This window comes from Enterobacter sp. PTB, from assembly GCF_051130085.1.
In the GTDB taxonomy this organism is placed as follows: Bacteria; Pseudomonadota; Gammaproteobacteria; order Enterobacterales; family Enterobacteriaceae; genus Enterobacter; species Enterobacter ludwigii.
On the sequence record NZ_JBDKEE010000017.1, the window covers coordinates 56,349 to 73,107 of the forward strand.

13 protein-coding genes are annotated in these 16,759 nt (G+C 54.5%); 4 read left to right on the plus strand and 9 right to left on the minus strand.

Features of this window, described 5'->3' with window-relative positions:
• Window positions 1-11: 11 nt before the first annotated feature.
• The 6 genes from mglA to AAIR21_RS19345 form a co-directional block, all read right to left on the minus strand.
• A complete protein-coding gene (gene mglA / locus AAIR21_RS19320) occupies window positions 12-1,532 on the minus strand; it encodes a galactose/methyl galactoside ABC transporter ATP-binding protein MglA (RefSeq protein ID WP_020883197.1) in 1,521 nt (506 codons plus the stop codon).
• Window positions 1,533-1,611: 79 nt separating this feature from the next.
• On the minus strand, window positions 1,612-2,610 hold the full coding sequence (gene mglB / locus AAIR21_RS19325) for a galactose/glucose ABC transporter substrate-binding protein MglB (protein WP_183516143.1): 999 nt from the start codon (window positions 2,608-2,610) through the stop codon (window positions 1,612-1,614).
• Window positions 2,611-2,905: 295 nt separating this feature from the next.
• A complete protein-coding gene (gene galS / locus AAIR21_RS19330; protein WP_020883196.1) occupies window positions 2,906-3,928 on the minus strand; it encodes an HTH-type transcriptional regulator GalS in 1,023 nt (340 codons plus the stop codon).
• A gap of 155 nt (window positions 3,929-4,083) precedes the next feature.
• Window positions 4,084-5,241, minus strand: coding sequence for a DUF418 domain-containing protein YeiB (gene yeiB / locus AAIR21_RS19335; protein WP_032678573.1), 1,158 nt, complete (start codon window positions 5,239-5,241; stop codon window positions 4,084-4,086).
• 18 nt (window positions 5,242-5,259) lie between these two features.
• Complete coding sequence (gene folE, locus AAIR21_RS19340; RefSeq protein WP_020883194.1) at window positions 5,260-5,928, minus strand: GTP cyclohydrolase I FolE; 669 nt, start codon at window positions 5,926-5,928, stop codon at window positions 5,260-5,262.
• A gap of 102 nt (window positions 5,929-6,030) precedes the next feature.
• On the minus strand, window positions 6,031-7,179 hold the full coding sequence (locus AAIR21_RS19345; RefSeq protein WP_151711879.1) for a YbfB/YjiJ family MFS transporter: 1,149 nt from the start codon (window positions 7,177-7,179) through the stop codon (window positions 6,031-6,033).
• Between the two features lie 138 nt (window positions 7,180-7,317).
• On the opposite strand from AAIR21_RS19345, the gene fghA reads away from it, so the two are divergent.
• Together fghA and AAIR21_RS19355 are read left to right on the plus strand one after the other, a co-directional pair.
• Window positions 7,318-8,154: an S-formylglutathione hydrolase gene (gene fghA / locus AAIR21_RS19350; RefSeq protein ID WP_151711878.1), complete on the plus strand. Its 837-nt coding sequence runs from the start codon at window positions 7,318-7,320 to the stop codon at window positions 8,152-8,154.
• A 249-nt stretch (window positions 8,155-8,403) separates the two neighbouring features.
• Window positions 8,404-10,389 carry a ligand-gated channel protein gene (locus AAIR21_RS19355; RefSeq protein ID WP_106503353.1) on the plus strand — a complete coding sequence of 662 codons (1,986 nt, stop codon included), beginning with the start codon at window positions 8,404-8,406 and terminating at the stop codon, window positions 10,387-10,389.
• A gap of 52 nt (window positions 10,390-10,441) precedes the next feature.
• Here AAIR21_RS19355 and AAIR21_RS19360 read toward each other — a convergent pair whose 3' ends face one another.
• On the minus strand, window positions 10,442-11,911 hold the full coding sequence (locus AAIR21_RS19360; RefSeq protein ID WP_020883191.1) for an amino acid permease: 1,470 nt from the start codon (window positions 11,909-11,911) through the stop codon (window positions 10,442-10,444).
• 171 nt (window positions 11,912-12,082) lie between these two features.
• Entirely contained in the window at window positions 12,083-12,949 is an 867-nt protein-coding gene (gene yieE, locus AAIR21_RS19365) for a DNA-binding transcriptional regulator YeiE (protein ID WP_014170915.1), read from the minus strand.
• A gap of 98 nt (window positions 12,950-13,047) precedes the next feature.
• Here yieE and AAIR21_RS19370 point away from each other — a divergent pair, with 98 nt between their 5' ends.
• Both AAIR21_RS19370 and nfo read left to right on the plus strand, forming a co-directional pair.
• On the plus strand, window positions 13,048-14,094 hold the full coding sequence (locus tag AAIR21_RS19370) for a YeiH family protein (protein ID WP_040017996.1): 1,047 nt from the start codon (window positions 13,048-13,050) through the stop codon (window positions 14,092-14,094).
• Between the two features lie 64 nt (window positions 14,095-14,158).
• The gene (gene nfo / locus AAIR21_RS19375) at window positions 14,159-15,016 is read left to right on the plus strand and encodes a deoxyribonuclease IV (protein WP_014170917.1); all 858 of its coding nucleotides are present in this window, start codon (window positions 14,159-14,161) and stop codon (window positions 15,014-15,016) included.
• A gap of 47 nt (window positions 15,017-15,063) precedes the next feature.
• Here nfo and fruA read toward each other — a convergent pair whose 3' ends face one another.
• On the minus strand, window positions 15,064-16,746 hold the full coding sequence (fruA, locus tag AAIR21_RS19380; RefSeq protein WP_032680587.1) for a PTS fructose transporter subunit IIBC: 1,683 nt from the start codon (window positions 16,744-16,746) through the stop codon (window positions 15,064-15,066).
• Window positions 16,747-16,759: the final 13 nt, after the last annotated feature.

Sequence of the window (16,759 nt, forward strand, 5' to 3'; positions counted from 1 at the left end):
AGCCCCTGATCTTAAAGGTGCAAAGACGCAAGACGCAAAATTTCGTTTTGCGTTGTCGTTTTGGTGTCAACAATACCGGCAACGAGACCATTGCTCATAACCAGAATACGATCTGTGATCCCTAACAATTCCGGCATTTCGGAAGAAATAATAATGATCCCTTTATTCTTTTTCGCCAGCTCGGCAATCAGCTGATAAATCTCAAACTTCGCGCCGACGTCAATACCGCGGGTCGGTTCATCCAGCATCAGGATTTCTGGCTGGGTTAATAACCAACGGCCAATAATGACCTTCTGCTGGTTACCACCTGACAGCGAACCAATTTGCGTGCGGTGACCTGGCGTTTTGACGCGCATGGAGTCAATCACCCACTGGGTATCGCTCTTCATGCGGGAGTTATCCAGCAGCCCGACTTTGTTTTTATAGTTGCGAATATTGGAAATTAACGAGTTAAAGTTAATATCCAGATACGCATAAATACCGGTCGAACGACGCTCTTCCGTGACCAGCGCAAAACCATTATTAATGGCTTCGTTGGCGCTGTGGTTATTGATTTTCTTACCGTGCAGCGTGATGGTGCCCGCGGCTTTCTCACGAATACCGAACAGGGTTTCGACAATATCAGTACGTTTTGCCCCAACCAGACCTGCGATACCGAGAATTTCGCCCTTATGCAGGTCAAAAGAGACGTCGCGAATAGACGGCTGACGCAGCGAGGTGAGATTGCGAACCTCAAGGATCACTTCACCCGGCTTGTTCTCTTTGTCCGGGAAGCGCTGGTTCAGAGAGCGCCCCACCATCATGGCGATGATCTTGTCCATATCCAGCCCTTCGAGAGGCTGGGTGGCAATCCACTGGCCGTCGCGCAGGATGGTAATCTCATCACACAGCTGGAAGATCTCTTCCATTTTGTGAGAGATATAAACAATGCCGCAGCCGCGGTCTTTGAGCTTACGAATAATGGTAAAAAGGTGGTTAACCTCTTTTTCCGTTAATGACGATGTCGGTTCGTCCATGATGACGATTTTCGCATCATAGGAGAACGCTTTGGCAATTTCGATCATCTGCATTTGGGATACGGATAACGTTCCCACGCGGGCGCGCGGATCGATATCAATATCCAGTTCATCGAAAATCGCTTTGGTGTCGCGATACATTTTATCCTGATCGACAAAGACACCTTTGGTCGGATAACGGCCCAGCCACATGTTATCCATAACAGAACGCTGCAGCACCAGGTTTAATTCCTGGTGAACCATTGAGATACCGTTTTCCAGTGCTTCTTTTGCTGAATGGAAATCGATCTCTTTCCCCTGAAAAAGAATGCTGCCAGAATCTTTTTGATAGATCCCAAAAAGACATTTTAATAATGTTGATTTACCTGCGCCGTTCTCCCCCATTAATGCGTGAATAGAGTGAGGACGAACTTTTAAATTAACATTATCGAGTGCCTTAACCCCGGGAAATGACTTGTTGATAGCGCTCATTTCCAACAAGTATTCACCAGATGACTGAGTATTTGTGCTGACCATAATTATACCTTGTTGGCCTCGCATATCGCGTTATAAAAGGGCGCAACAAGTTGCGCCCAGTGAAGACAATTCAAATAACTTATTTACCGATAAACTCAGCCAGGTTGGACTGGTCTACGCCGACGTAAGGTACGCGAACGATTTTGTTTTCAATTTTCCAGGTCGTACCGTCTGCCGCACCTTTGCCATCGGCCAGGTTTTTCGCCAGATCGAAGGTTGCTTTCGCCTGGTTGTTGGCATCGTTCAGCACGGTACCGGCCATTGCACCGGATTTCACCAGGGCCAGAGCTTCTGGCAGCGCATCCACACCGAACACAGGAATGGCTGATTTGTTGTGCGCTTTCAGCGCTTCTACCGCACCCATAGCCATCGCGTCGTTGTTGGCAATTACCACTTCGATTTTGTTAGCGTTCGGGCCGGACAGCCACGCGTCCATCTTATCTTTCGCCTGAGCGGTATCCCACATCGCGGTATCTAATGCCAGCTGCTGGGTTTTCAGGCCCTTATCATTCAGCTCTTTGATAACGTAAGTGGTACGGGCTTCAGCATCCGGATGGCCTGGTTCGCCTTTCAGCAGCACGAACTGGATCTGGCCGTCTTTGTTCAGGTCCCAGTTCGGGTTCGCCGCCCAGTGTTTAGCGATCAGATCGCCCTGAATAATGCCGGACTCTTTGGAGTCAGTACCGACGTAAAACGCTTTGTCATAGCTGTCCAGCGCTTTACGGGAAGGTTCTTTGTTGAAGAAGACAATCGGCACATTCTGGCCGCGCGCTTTTTCAATGACCGTGCCTGCCGCAGCGGGGTCAACCAGGTTGATGGCCAGTGCCTTCACGCCTTTTGCCAGCAGAACGTCGATCTGGTCGTTCTGTTTGGACTGGTCGTTCTGGGAGTCATTCATCAGCAGCTGAACATCTGGCGCTGCTTTAGCATCTTTCTCGATAGCTTTACGGACAACAGACATGAAGTTGTCGTCGTATTTATAGATGGTCACACCAATACGGGTATCCGCAGCGTGCGCTGCTACACCAAAAAGCATGCTTGCCATTACAGCAGACAGGGTCAACACCTTCTTATTCATGGTATCTCCGGTTTTTTTTATGCAGGGTAGTTCTTGTGAATAACGATCGGCAGGCAGGTGTTAATAAAACGTTACTGACAGCCGAAGTTCACTTATAAAATTTCTATCTTCCGTGTTCGGTAACGCTCCAGAAATGCGTTTTATTCGTTGTTTGCGGCACATTGGCTATGGTGAAAGTGATTAATCACTGTTACATAGCGTTTCAGCCCCTAAAACGCTGACATCATAGTCAGCGCCTTGTTAAGATACTGTGAATTTACTCACAGATTGAAAACGGTTACATCAGCTGATGTAATCAGTTAGTGATCGGAACCACAATTTGCCGGGCAGCGACAGAATGTCGACGCACTAAAGTCGGCATGAAACAGTGTGTTGCGCCCGGATCCAGCAGCCCTGCCGCCCCCTGTAACGCCAGCTCAGTGGCCAGTTTGGCCATAGAGGCGATGGGGTAACGCACGGTGGTCAGCTGCGGGTCGGTGTAACGGGCAATGGGAATATCATCAAAACCAATCAACGATAAATGCTGTGGCACCGCAATGCCGTTATCCTTCAGCGCAGTCAGCGCCCCGGCCGCCATGTTATCGTTATAGGCAAACACGGCAGACAGCTGCAGATTACGGCCCAGTAACTCCACCATCGCCGCCTCCCCGCCCTGCATATCCGGCGTGCCGGTTCCAACCCAGCTTTCAGACGGCGTAATACCCTGTTCTTTAAGGGCGTTTTGCCAGCCTTCGCGCCGCAGCTCATCATCTTCAATATGATGGCTGGAGGCCAAAAAACCGATCCGCTGATGCCCGTTGTTGATGAGCATTTTGGTGGCCATCATCGCCCCGCTGACGTTATCCAGCCCGACGCAGCGGTGGGCATACCCTGGCACAATACGGTTGATCAGCACCATGCCCGGGATTTGCTCCATAAACCCGGAAATCTCGTCATCGCTTAAGGCTTTTGAATGCACAATCAGTGCGTTACAACGCTGGCGGATCAGCACTTCAATCGCATGACGCTCTTTTTCAGCCTCGTGATAGCTGTTGCCAATCAGCACGTATTTCTGATGCTGCTGAGCGACAACGTCTACCGCTTTAACCAGCGCACCGAAAAAGGCATCAGAGACATCCATCACCACCACGCCAATGGTATCGCTGACCTGCGTGGCTAGCGCCTGCGCATTGGCATTAGGGCGATAACCCAGCTGGGTCACGGCTTTCATTACGGTTTCGCGGGTGTCAGGGCTGACCAGCGCGCTGTTGTTCAGCACGCGTGAGACGGTAGCCACGGAAACACCCGCCTGACGGGCGACGTCACGAATGGTGATCATATTCACCATCCTTCAAAGGATTGCAGCAACTCACAGACACCCCCTGTGTTTAGCAAGGTGGCTATTTTGGCAGCGAGAGAAAGGGGACTACGTGAAGAAGCTCACACAGATGAAAACGTTTACATCCGTTTTGTTAATGATTGTGATCCAGATCGTTATCTGGATGTATTTCTCAATGATACCCCTGAAGCATGTGCGGTTAACTGACGCCACACCCACTCCAGCGGCCCCTGGCGGAAATAACGTAGCCAGAGAACAGAAAACGCCAGGTTAACCATCCAGACCGGGATAACAAACGCCAGCAGCGAAAGCCGGTCGAATTTCATAAACAGGCCAAACCGATAGAAAAGCGTGGTGCATATCAGCGTCTGCAGAATGTAATTGCTGAGGGCCATACGTCCTACGCAGGCAATGGCACTGACAATCCATGCGCGACAAATTTGTGGCCAGAAGCCGTAAATGAGTGCCGCATAGCCAATCGTCTGGAAGGGCGCGCTCAACTCGCGCGGGACCTGAAGCAGAAACGCACACCAGCGGTAGTTCCAGTGCAGATGCCACTGCATGATCACGGCCGGCAGATTAATCAGCACGCCGAGAAGAATTAACCCGGCTCCCGTCAGGCGATAGTGGCGAAGGGAAAACTCCCCTTTCAGCCAGCCGGTGCGCATCAGTGATGCCCCCATCAGCATCATCCCTGCCAGCTGCCAGCCATATTGTGCGCCCAGCGCCAGCAGGTTATCGCCAAGCATATCCGCACGGTTGCTTATCGCTTCCGTGCCTCCTTTCAGCTTCCAGTACTGCTCGTACTGAAGGTTGGCGGCATCGGGGATCCATGAACGGTTTGCCGCATCACCGGAGATTATCCCCAGCAGTAACAGCACGCCAAGGCCCATGACGTAAAGCATCACGCCCGTGTTAAACAGGCTTTTTACGCTGTGCGCATCGCGAATGAGCCGCCAGCAAATCAGCCCGACTAAGCCATAGGCGAGAAGAATGTCGCCATCCCAGAAGAACAGCCCGTGAATAAAGCCGAGGATCACCAGCAACGTCAGACGCGACTGGATCCAGCGCGTACCGCGCCTGAGCAGTAGCTGCAGGCCCGCGCCAAACAGCAGGGCAAACAGGGTGAGGAATTTGACCTGGGCGAAGAGATCGAGGATGGCCCACGTCCAGGCATCGCTGCGGGTAATGTCGCCATACCACGCAGGATTGAGATACGCCGCCTTCGGCAAGCCGAAGGCGCTGATGTTAAGCAGCAGGATACCGAGAATGGCGACGCCTCGAACAAAATCGAGCGTGACGTTTCGCTCCATGTAGCCTGCCCTGTCAGATTAGTTGTGGTGACGCACGGCGCGCAGAAACTCCTGGCGGGTGTTCTGGCTGGATTTAAACAGACCGCCCAGCGACGTCGTGGTGGTCGCACTGGTGGCATCACGCACGCCGCGCGCTTTCACACAGTAGTGAACGGCGTCGATAGATACTGCCACGTTATTGGTGCCCAGCAGCGTTTGCAGCGCGGTCAGGATCTGCTGCGTCAGACGCTCCTGCACCTGCGGACGCTGAGCAAAGAACTGCACGATGCGGTTGATCTTCGACAGACCAATCACCGTATCTTTAGGAATATAAGCCACGGTCGCTTTACCGTCGATGGTCACGAAGTGGTGTTCGCAGGTACTGGTTAACGTGATATCACGTACCGTTACCATCTCATCCACCTTCATCTTGTTTTCAATGACGGTGATTTTCGGGAAATTGGCGTAATCCAGGCCGGAGAAAATTTCGTCAACGTACATTTTTGCGATACGGTGCGGCGTTTCCATCAGACTGTCGTCGCTCAGATCGAGATTCAGCAGTTGCATGATCTCGGTCATATGCCCAGCAATCAGATGCTTACGGGTTTCATTGTCCAGTTCCTGAACGGGTGGACGCAGTGGCGTTTCAAGACCACGCGCAACCAGAGCTTCGTGAACCAGGGCTGCTTCTTTACTGAGTGATGGCATTCTTTTCTCCTGCAGGTGTGGCGTCTTTTGCCCTCGTTGTGGCAAAAGTGTGCGCTCATTGTGCGTGAGGCGGCGCACATAATCCAGTATTCACGACGATAATTATTGCAATTGCTGTTGCCTTTCGGCCTGACGATCCCAGACCAGTGCGCCGCCGATGAACAGCGCGACGCCCGCCAGCCCCAGCGCAGGCTCCAGTCGGTGCGTGAGCCACGTCGACAACGCCGACGTTACCGGGCCAATCAACTGACCGACGGCATAACCGGTAGTAAGCAGTCCCGCCATGTAGCGCGTGTGATCTGGTGCCAGTTCGCGCCCATAAAGTAAAGAGAGCTGAACGGCACACAAGAACCCGCCCCCAACGAGCAAGCCGCCGGTCAGTAACCCGCCAATCCCCGGCAACAGCCAGGCTGCCAGTACGCCGGCCCCCTGCAACCACAATACGATAGCCAGCCTGCGGTTTGAGGTTGAGTTGTGGCGTAAAACGATGCTGAGCGCAATGCCCGCCACGGCGGCAATACCAAATATCGGCCAGACAAACTGGGCAAACAGACTGCCGGGAAAACGCACGGCCGCCATTTGCGATAAAAAGGTCGCCGGAAGGATATAGCCAAACCCGGCCAGGCTGTAGCTCCAGACCAGGCGCTTTACATTCTTCGTCAGGACGAGCGGTTCCGGTGCGCTGCCCGGCCGGTGAAGTTGACCCGCACGCGGCAGATACCGGGCCACCAGCGCGATAAGCACCAGCGCCAGTACGCCGTAGATTTGCCATGCTGCACCGGCGGAAAGCGCCTTAGCCTGGATATAGACGGCAAGCAGCCCGCTGAGCGCAATACCTGCACCTGGTCCGGCAAAAACCGCGGCGCTGAGACCCGGTTTCCCCAGTTGTCCCAGCCGCTCGTTGGTCCAGGCGGCAATCAGCACCATCGACCAGCCGCTCATGCAGCCAATCACAAAGCGCAGCAGGCCATGTACCACGGCGTTATCGGCCGCAGCGGAAAGCAGCGTCAGCGCAACTGCACCAAAAATACCCAACCAGAGGCGTGTTTCAACGAAGCGGTGCGCACGCATTGCATCCCATGCTCCCACCAGATAGCCCAGATAGTTCATCGCCGCCACCAGGCCCGCGCTGGTGAGCGTGAGTTGCCCGGCGGCAATCATTAGCGGCACCTGAGGGGTAAAAGCAAAGCGCCCTATCCCCATCGCTACCACCAGAACCACAAACCCACTGAGCGCGATACGCAGCGCCATGACCGCTCCAATTGTTAAAGAAAAGTTAATTTATGATGCCGCATCTTACCGTCCTGCGAAAGTGAAAGTTGCTCACAGGTAAATGAAAACTCTGTATTATGGGCCGAGTGAATCGCAATTCGTATTAAGGAGCCCTGCATGGAACTGCTCGAAGAGCATCGTTGTTTTGAAGGTCGACAGCAGCGCTGGCGGCACGACTCCAGCGTACTGAACTGTGCCATGACGTTCAGCATTTTTTTGCCGCCAACTGAAACGGGCGTAAAGCCACCCGTGCTGTTCTGGCTGTCCGGTTTAACCTGTACCGACGAAAACTTCACCACCAAAGCGGGCGCGCAGCGTATTGCGGCTGAACTGGGGATTGCGCTGGTCATGCCTGATACCAGCCCGCGTGGCGATGATGTCGCCGATGATGCCGGGTACGATCTGGGTAAAGGCGCCGGATTCTACCTGAACGCGACAGAGCAGCCCTGGGCACGTCATTACCGCATGTATGATTACATTTGTGACGAACTGCCTGCGCTGGTTCAGGCCGAATTTGAGGTAAGCGACCGCTGCGCCATTAGCGGACACTCCATGGGTGGACACGGCGCGTTGATAATGGCGCTGAAAAATCCGGGAAAATACACCAGCGTGTCGGCATTCGCCCCGATTGTGAACCCCACTCAGGTGCCATGGGGTCAGAAAGCCTTCACCCATTATCTGGGCAGTGACACAGATAAATGGCAGGCGTGGGACAGCTGTGCGCTGATGCTGGCCAGCAACACGGGGGACGCCATCCCGACGCTGATCGATCAGGGCGATGCGGATCAGTTCCTCGCCGGTCAGCTTCAACCTGCGGTTCTGGCCGAAGCGGCACGCCAGAAGGACTGGCCGCTGACGCTGCGTATCCAGCCAGGGTATGACCACAGCTATTACTTTATGGCGTCATTTATTGAAGATCATCTCCGCTTCCATGCGGCGCATCTGTTTAAGTAAGTTCCTCCCTTCTTGCCCGGTGGCGCTCCGTCTGCCGGGCCTCAAAACCCTATCCCTTTGAATAAAAGCCAGTTTCACCAACCAACATCAAAACACAAATGATTTCGATTATCATTTGTGTTTACAATTTCACATTCTTTTGTACAATTCCAGGCTCTTCTCCATCACAAAGAGTTCTTACAAGACAAATACATACAGTTCTCAGGGTTACCCGATGGAGTGTTTTTCTTTTTGATATGGAATGTTCAAATGACAATACCACGCGTTACGTTACTGGCTGTTGCCATCAGCGCCGCCATGCTCTCCCCACTTGCTCACGCAGCCGACCCGGATACCGTGGTGGTGACCGCCACGGGTTTTGAGCAAAAAATCCAGAATGCCCCGGCCTCTATCTCCGTCATTTCAAAGCAGCAGATTGAAGACAAGGCTTACCGCGATGTGACCGATGCGCTAAAAGATGTCCCGGGCGTCGTCGTCACGGGCGGCGGAAGCAGCAGCGATATCAGCATTCGCGGCATGGCGTCCCAATACACCTTGTTCCTGGTCAATGGCAAGCGCGTCAGCACACGCAGCACGCGCCCGAACAGCGATAACTCGGGCATTGAGCAAGGCTGGCTACCGCCGCTGGAGTCTATCGAGCGCATCGAAGTGATCCGCGGGCCCATGTCATCGCTCTATGGCTCAGATGCAATGGGCGGCGTAATCAACATCATTACCAAAAAAGTCTCGAATACCAAAGCCTGGACCGGATCGTTACACGGCGATGCCACGTTCCAGGAGAACCATGATTCCGGGGATATCTTCCAGACCAACGCCTACGCTTCCGGCCCGTTAATTGACGGACTGCTCGGTGCAAAAGTGACAGGCCTCCTCTCACGTCGCGCGGAAGATCAGATCCTGAACGGTTTCAATGAGCAGAAAATGCGTAACGGCGGGGTCACGCTGAACTTTACCCCGGACGAGCAGAACGATTTTGACCTCGATTTTGCCCGCGAACTTCAGGACCGAAACAGCACGCCTGGCAAGTCGAAAGCGACTGAAACCTGCCGCGGGACAACCTGCACGCCAAACAGCAAAAGCGAAACCCGCTACGAACATACGACCTATTCCCTTACCCACAGCGGTTACTACAGCGACTTCAACACCACCAGCTACATCCAGCAGGAAGAGACCAATAACCCGGTTCGCAAAATGCGTTCGTATAACACCACTTTCAACAACCAGAACCAGATCTTCCTCGGCGACCATACCCTGACCCTCGGCGGTCAATATCGCTATGAGAAGCTGCGTGACAACGGTAACCAGCTTGAGGCGGCGGACGGGCTCAACAAACTGACGCGCTGGAGCTGGGCGCTGTTTGCTGAAGATGAGTGGGCGATGACCGATAGCTTCACGGCGACCGGTGGTCTGCGTATGGATAAAGACCAGAACTATGGCACCAACTGGACGCCTCGCGGTTATGGGGTGTGGCACCTTGCAGAACAGTGGACGTTAAAAGGGGGCGTTTCTGCCGGTTACCGTGCACCGGATCTGCGTCAGTCCTCCGCCAGCTGGGGCCAGGCAACGGGCGGCGGTCGGCTGGATGGCATGATCGTGGGTAACCCGGACCTCAAGCCGGAGAAGAGCCTGAGCGAAGAGATCGCCCTGCTCTGGGATAACAATCACAGTCTTAACGCTGGCATTACGCTGTTCAATACCGACTTCAAAAACAAAATCACTGAAGTACGCCGCTGTAACAGCAGTGCCGACCCTGCCTGTACGATTGGCGGCCATGCCTACGATTTTGTCAGCGACCGGGTCAACGTCGACAAAGCCAACATGCGCGGAGTGGAATCCACCTTCGGCTGGAAAATCACCCAGGATGTTAACTGGACGGCTAATTACACCTATACCGAATCCGAGCAGAAGAGCGGTCAGTTCTCCGGTAAGCCACTAAATAAAATGCCTAAGCATATGTTCAACACCACGCTGGACTGGCAGGCCACGCAGGATGTGGGCTTCTGGAGCCGCCTGAACTTCCGCGGCAAATCTTCTGAGTATCTCAGCCGAACCTCAATGTCACAGGGCACACCGTCTTACACGCAGGTTGATGTGGGTCTGCGTTATAACGCCAACAAGAACCTGCTGGTAACCGCAGGCGTGTATAACGTGCTGGATAAACAGATTGATTACGAGACTTACGATACCGTACTTGATGGCCGCCGTTACACTGTCGGCATGACCTACAGCTTCTGATCGCCAATAAAAAAGCCCGCTCAACCGAGCGGGCTAAAGAGAGGAAGTGCGGTTATTGTTTTACGCGTCCCGGAAATTCCATTTCACTGTAGCGAACAAAGCGCGTCCCCTTCGTCAGTTTGTAACCAAACCAGATTATCAGGAACAGCGGAATACCGATGTAGGTCGCCGTTACACCACCCCAGTCGATACGGTCCGCAAGGAACGCTTCATAGTTCTGTCCCAGCGTAATAATCAGGCACAGAATGAAGGCGAAAATAGGCCCCAGCGGGAAGAACCCTGAGCGATACGGCAGGTCATTGATGTCATGACCTTGCATAACGTAACCGCGACGGAAGCGATAGTGGCTGATAGCAATCCCGAGCCAGGCGATAAAGCCCGTCATACCGGACGTATTGAGCAGCCACAGGTACACCGTCTGGTTGCCAAACATGGAGGTCAGGAAGCACAGACCGGCAATCACCGTTGTGGCATACAGGGCGTTACGCGGTACGCCGCCACGGGACAGCTTAGAAAAGATGCGTGGCGCTTTGCCGTCGCATGCCAGGGTATAGAGCATACGGGTAGACGCATACATGCCGGAGTTACCCGCTGAGAGCACGGCGGTCAGGATAACGGCGTTCATCACCGCCGCGGCGGAGAGCAGACCGGCATGCTGGAAGACCAGCGTGAACGGGCTAACGCTGATGTCTTTCACATCATTGCGCAGCAGGCTTGGATCGGTGTAAGGAATGATCAGGCTGATAATCAAAATCGCAAACACATAGAACAGCAGGATACGCCAGAATACCTGACGCACCGCGCGTGGAATGTTCTTCTCCGGGTTCTCGGATTCACCGGCAGCAATCCCGATCAGCTCGGTTCCCTGGAAGGAGAAGCCGACAATCATCGCCACGCCAATCATGGCCGAGAATCCACCCGCAAATGGCGCATCGCCAATGCTCCAGTTACTCCATCCTGCAGGTTGAGCGCCTTTGAAAATACCAACGATCATCGCCACACCGACGACGATAAAGATGATGACGGTTGCCACTTTGATCAAAGAGAACCAGTATTCCGCTTCGCCAAAACCACGCACGGAGATGTAGTTGAGCAGGAAGATCACCGCCAGGAACAGCGCACTCCAGATCCAGCCTGGCGTGTCCGGGAACCACCAGTTCATCACCAGCTGTGCGGCGACCAGGTCAACGGCGATAGTAACGGCCCAGTTGTACCAGTAGTTCCAGCCCAGCGCGAAGCCGAAGCCTTCTTCAACGTATTTTTGACCGTAGGTCGAAAACGAACCGGATACCGGCATGTACGCCGCCAGTTCGCCCAGACTGGTCATCAGGAAGTACACCATCAGGCCAATCAGGATATAAGAGAAAAGTGCCCCACCTGGGCCGGCTGCCGAAATTGTTGCGCCAGAGGCAACAAAAAGACCTGTACCGATTGAACCGCCGATAGCGATCATCGTCAGGTGACGCGCCTTAAGTTCGCGACGTAGCGCGGGCGCTTCTGTGGTTTTAATTTCTGAAACCATGTGAAAATGCTGTCCCTTCAACAAATGAGGCGCGATTGTAGCAGACGATACGCGTTCCTTCCGGCAGAAATGCTCAGTTATAAGAGAGCTTCATGACTCGGCCAGGATTATAAGTAAAGCACGCATCTGCATCTCCCCTCTCCCAACGGAGAGAGGATCCGCATTGCGGGTTTACATGTCGCAATAGCGCAGAAAACGCTGCAGCGAGCTGGAAAGGTGTTTCTGACGATGATGAATGCACCACAGCGTGCGCACCAGTTTAGGCAACGGGAGCGGTATTTCGACCAGCGTGCCGGCCTCAAGCTGTTCAGCAATCACCCGCCGGGAGAGACAGCTGATGCCCAGCCCATGACGGACCGCGTGTTTGATGGCTTCCGAGTTGCCCAGCTCCATACTCAGCCGGAAATGCGGCAGGTGGGAGAGCAGCAGGTAATCGACAATTTCACGGGTACCGGAGCCCTGTTCCCGGAGGATCCACTGCGCCTGAGCCAGCCGTTCCAGCGTCACTTCACCCTGTAATAAAGAAGAGGCAGGCGAGGCGAACACCACCAGTTCATCTTCCAGCCAGGGTTCAGCAATGATATCGACGTTGTGACACGGCCCTTCAATCAAACCGATGTCCACGCGGAAATCGATCACCGCATTGATGACATCCTGGCTATTGCCAACGCTCATCTCCAGCGGCAGGGTCGGGAAATCCCGGCGATAGCGGGCAATCACTTCCGGCAGAATGTAATTGCCGATCGTACTGCTGGCGTAAACGCGGATGGCCCCGTTCTCTTCGCGGAACAATTGTTCGATTTCAGTCGCCTGCTCCAGCAGTGCCAGCGCGCGCGGGTACAGCAGGCGGCCATGTTCATTGACGACCAGCCGTTTCCCCACTCTGTCGAAAAGCTGAACCCCCAGTTGCCCTTCCAGATCGGTCAGGGCCGCGCTGACCGCGGACTGGGACAACGCCAGCATTTGCGAGGCCTGCGTCGTCGACCCGCTTTTCAGCACTTCGGCAAAAACTTCCAGCTGACGCAACGTAATGTGCATGGTCACTTACCACTTATATAGATTGATTATAAGTATATAATCAATTTTATTTTTAAGCCACAACGCCGTAACCTTTTAGCCAGATAAAGGAGAAGGTTATGTCAGAACACACCTTACAGCATCAACGTACATTGTGGCACTTCGTGCCGGGTCTTGCGCTCAGCGCGGTGATAACAGGCGTAGCGTTATGGGGCGGCAGCATTCCGGCCGTCGCCGGGGCAGGTTTTAGTGCCTTAACGCTGGCAATATTGCTCGGCATGGTGGTGGGAAATACCGTTTACCCCCATATCTGGAAGTCCTGTGATGGCGGGGTTATTTTCGCCAAACAGCATCTGCTGCGCCTCGGGATTATCCTTTACGGCTTCCGCCTGACCTTTTCACAGATTGCGGATGTCGGCGTCAGCGGGATCGCTATTGACGTCCTGACCCTGACCAGCACCTTTTTACTGGCCTGCTTTATTGGCCAGAAAGTGTTTGGGCTGGATAAACAAACCAGCTGGCTGATTGGTGCTGGCAGCAGCATCTGCGGGGCCGCCGCGGTACTGGCAACCGAACCTGTCGTTAAGGCAGAATCCAGCAAAGTGACGGTTGCCGTCGCGACCGTCGTCATTTTCGGTACGCTGGCGATTTTCCTCTACCCGGCCATGTACCCGCTGGTTGCGCACTGGTTTAGTCCGGAGACCTACGGCATTTATATTGGTTCAACCATGCATGAAGTGGCTCAGGTGGTGGCGGCGGGTCACGCCATTAATCCGGATGCGGAAAATGCCGCGGTCATTGCCAAAATGCTGCGCGTCATGATGCTGGCTCCGTTCCTGATTATCCTGGCCGCTCGCGTAAAACAACTCGCGCCGGCAGGCAGCAGCCAGAAGAGTAAAATCACCATTCCGTGGTTTGCGATTCTTTTCATCGTGGTGGCGGTATTTAACTCCTTCCACCTGCTGCCTAAAGCCGTGGTGGATATGCTGGTCACGCTTGATACCGTCCTGCTGGCGATGGCGATGGCGGCGCTCGGGGTCACAACACACGTTAGCGCGCTGAAAAAAGCAGGTGCAAAACCGCTGCTGATGGCGCTGGTACTCTTCATCTGGCTGATCGTTGGCGGCGGTGCGATTAACCTCGCGGTACATAGCCTGATGGCATAAACCACTTCATCCTTCTCCTGTTAACCCGCTATCATACGTATTTCGGGTTAACAGGAGTCCCTTTATGAAATATGTTGGAGCGCACGTCAGCGCTGCAGGTGGCCTTGCGAATGCCGCCATTCGCGCCGCCGAAATTGAGGCGACCGCTTTCGCCCTGTTCACCAAGAACCAGCGCCAGTGGCGCGCCGCCCCGCTCACCTCTGAAGTGATTGATGATTTCAAAGCCGCCTGTGAGAAATACCACTACGGGCCGGGTCAAATCCTTCCCCACGACAGCTATCTCATTAACCTTGGCCATCCCGTGCAGGAGGCGCTGGAGAAATCCCGCGAGGCTTTTCTTGATGAAGTGCAGCGCTGCGAGCAGCTTGGGCTGACGCTGTTGAACTTCCATCCGGGAAGTCATCTGATGCAGATTGACGAAGATGCCTGTCTGGCGCGCATTGCCGAATCCATCAACATCACGCTGGATAAAACCCAGGGCGTGACGGCGGTCATCGAGAACACCGCCGGGCAGGGCAGTAACCTCGGCTTTAAGTTCGAACATCTGGCGGCCATTATTGACGGCGTGGAGGATAAATCCCGCGTGGGCGTATGTATTGATACCTGCCATGCCTTTGCCGCGGGTTACGATCTGCGAACGCTTGATGAGACGAAAAAGACTTTCGATGAGTTTGAACGCATTGTGGGCTTCAAGTATCTGCGCGGAATGCACTTGAACGATGCGAAAAGCGCGTTTGGCAGCCGCGTGGACCGCCATCACAGCCTCGGTGAAGGCAATATCGGCCACGATGCGTTCCGCTTTATTATGCAGGATGCCCGTTTCGACGGTATCCCGATGGTGCTGGAAACCATTAATCCGGACATCTGGGCAGAAGAGATTGCCTGGCTGAAGGCACAGCAAACCGCTGAACAGGCGGCATAAAAAAAGCCGGGTCGCATAAGCACCCGGCTTTTTTATTGTTTTACCGCTTACGCCGCTTTCGCGACCCCTTCCGCTTCCGGACGTTTCAGCACCGCGTAAGAGAGACCTGCCACCAGCGTACCGGCCACAATCGCCAGCAGATAACCCAGCACTGGCGTGATTGCACCTGGGATCAGCAGCACGAACAGACCGCCGTGTGGTGCCATCAGTTTCGCGCCAACCGCCATGGAGATAGCACCGGTTACCGCGCCCCCCACGATACAGCATGGCAGCACGCGCATTGGGTCACGCGCCGCGAACGGAATTGCCCCTTCGGTGATAAAGCACAGGCCAAGTACCAGGGCGGCTTTCCCCCCTTCCTGCTGCGCTTTGTCGAACTTACGACGTGCAATGATGGTTGCCAGGCCAAGAGCCAATGGTGGCACCATACCGGCCGCCATAATCGCTGCCATTGGCGCGTAGGTCTGGGTACTCAGCAGGCCAACACCGAATGCGTATGCTGCTTTGTTCACCGGGCCACCCATATCGGTACACATCATGCCACCGAGAATAGCTCCCAGCAGTACCGCATTCGCGGTACCCATGGTTTGCAGCCAGTGGGTCAGACCCGCCAGGATACCCGCTACAGGTTTACCGATGAGGTAAATCATCGCCAGGCCCACCACCAGGCTGGAAATCAACGGGATGATCAGGATCGGTTTCAGCGCTTCCATACTCTGCGGCAGTTTCAGCTTCGAGCTGATAAGCTTCGCAACGTAACCCGCCAGGAAACCGGCAATGATACCGCCGATAAAGCCAGAACCGGTGCTCACCGCCAGCATACCGCCGATAAGACCCGGCGTCAGGCCCGGACGGTCAGCGATGGAGAAGGCGATAAAGCCTGCCAGCACCGGCACCATCAGGGCAAACGCGGAACCACCACCAATCTGCATCAGGGCAGCAGCCAGCGTGCCTTCTTCTTTAAACGCGGTAATACCAAACGCAAACGAGAGGGCAATACACAGACCGCCCGCCACCACCATCGGCAGCATATAAGACACACCGGTCAGCAGATGGCGATAGGCGCCAGCTGACTCTTTCTTACCTTCCGTCGCAGTTTGCGTGGATCCCGTTGCCTGATACGGCTTCGCTTCCACCAGCGCTTTATCAAACTCCTGAGCGGTCTTTTTCAGCGCCAGGCCCGTTGACGTGCGGTACATCGGCTTACCGGCAAATTTCGCCAGGTCCACTTCGATGTCAGCCGCAACCATCACCAGATCGGCTTCAGCCACCTCTTCAGGGGTGATTGCGTTGCCCGCACCAACGGATCCACGTGTTTCAACTTTTACCCACCAGCCGCGTTTTTTCGCTTCGGTTTCAATGGCTTCAGCCGCCATAAAGGTATGAGCCACGCCCGTCGGGCAGGCCGTGATCGCCACGATACGTTTTGGTCCGGTCGCGGCAACCGGCGCCGCGACCGGTGCGCTGTAAACAGACGCATGACCTTTCGCTTCGCTCAGGAACAGTTCCGGGTGTGCCACCGCGCGATTGATGTCGCCCAGCCACACTTTTTTGCCATTCAGCGCACTGTCAGCGGGAATTTTATCACCCAGAACAATCACCATTTCGGCGTCGCCCGGGTTATCCGTCATCTCGAGATGTGCTTTGTTCGCCGCCGCTCCCAGCAAGGTCTTCGCCATATAGGCGCGAGCCTGTCCGAGACCGGAGTCAATGATCAGCAGCGTTTTCATTATTCCTCTCCTG

Excerpts from the sequence above, each read along its gene's own strand:
- mglA (WP_020883197.1), bottom strand. The coding sequence starts at position 1,532 with ATGGTCAGCACAAATACTCAGTCATCTGGTGAATACTTGTTGGAAATG.
- mglB (WP_183516143.1), bottom strand. The coding sequence starts at position 2,610 with ATGAATAAGAAGGTGTTGACCCTGTCTGCTGTAATGGCAAGCATGCTT.
- galS (WP_020883196.1), bottom strand. The coding sequence starts at position 3,928 with ATGATCACCATTCGTGACGTCGCCCGTCAGGCGGGTGTTTCCGTGGCT.
- yeiB (WP_032678573.1), bottom strand. The coding sequence starts at position 5,241 with ATGGAGCGAAACGTCACGCTCGATTTTGTTCGAGGCGTCGCCATTCTC.
- folE (WP_020883194.1), bottom strand. The coding sequence starts at position 5,928 with ATGCCATCACTCAGTAAAGAAGCAGCCCTGGTTCACGAAGCTCTGGTT.
- AAIR21_RS19345 (WP_151711879.1), bottom strand. The coding sequence starts at position 7,179 with ATGGCGCTGCGTATCGCGCTCAGTGGGTTTGTGGTTCTGGTGGTAGCG.
- fghA (WP_151711878.1), top strand. The coding sequence starts at position 7,318 with ATGGAACTGCTCGAAGAGCATCGTTGTTTTGAAGGTCGACAGCAGCGC.
- AAIR21_RS19355 (WP_106503353.1), top strand. The coding sequence starts at position 8,404 with ATGACAATACCACGCGTTACGTTACTGGCTGTTGCCATCAGCGCCGCC.
- AAIR21_RS19360 (WP_020883191.1), bottom strand. The coding sequence starts at position 11,911 with ATGGTTTCAGAAATTAAAACCACAGAAGCGCCCGCGCTACGTCGCGAA.
- yieE (WP_014170915.1), bottom strand. The coding sequence starts at position 12,949 with ATGCACATTACGTTGCGTCAGCTGGAAGTTTTTGCCGAAGTGCTGAAA.
- AAIR21_RS19370 (WP_040017996.1), top strand. The coding sequence starts at position 13,048 with ATGTCAGAACACACCTTACAGCATCAACGTACATTGTGGCACTTCGTG.
- nfo (WP_014170917.1), top strand. The coding sequence starts at position 14,159 with ATGAAATATGTTGGAGCGCACGTCAGCGCTGCAGGTGGCCTTGCGAAT.
- fruA (WP_032680587.1), bottom strand. The coding sequence starts at position 16,746 with ATGAAAACGCTGCTGATCATTGACTCCGGTCTCGGACAGGCTCGCGCC.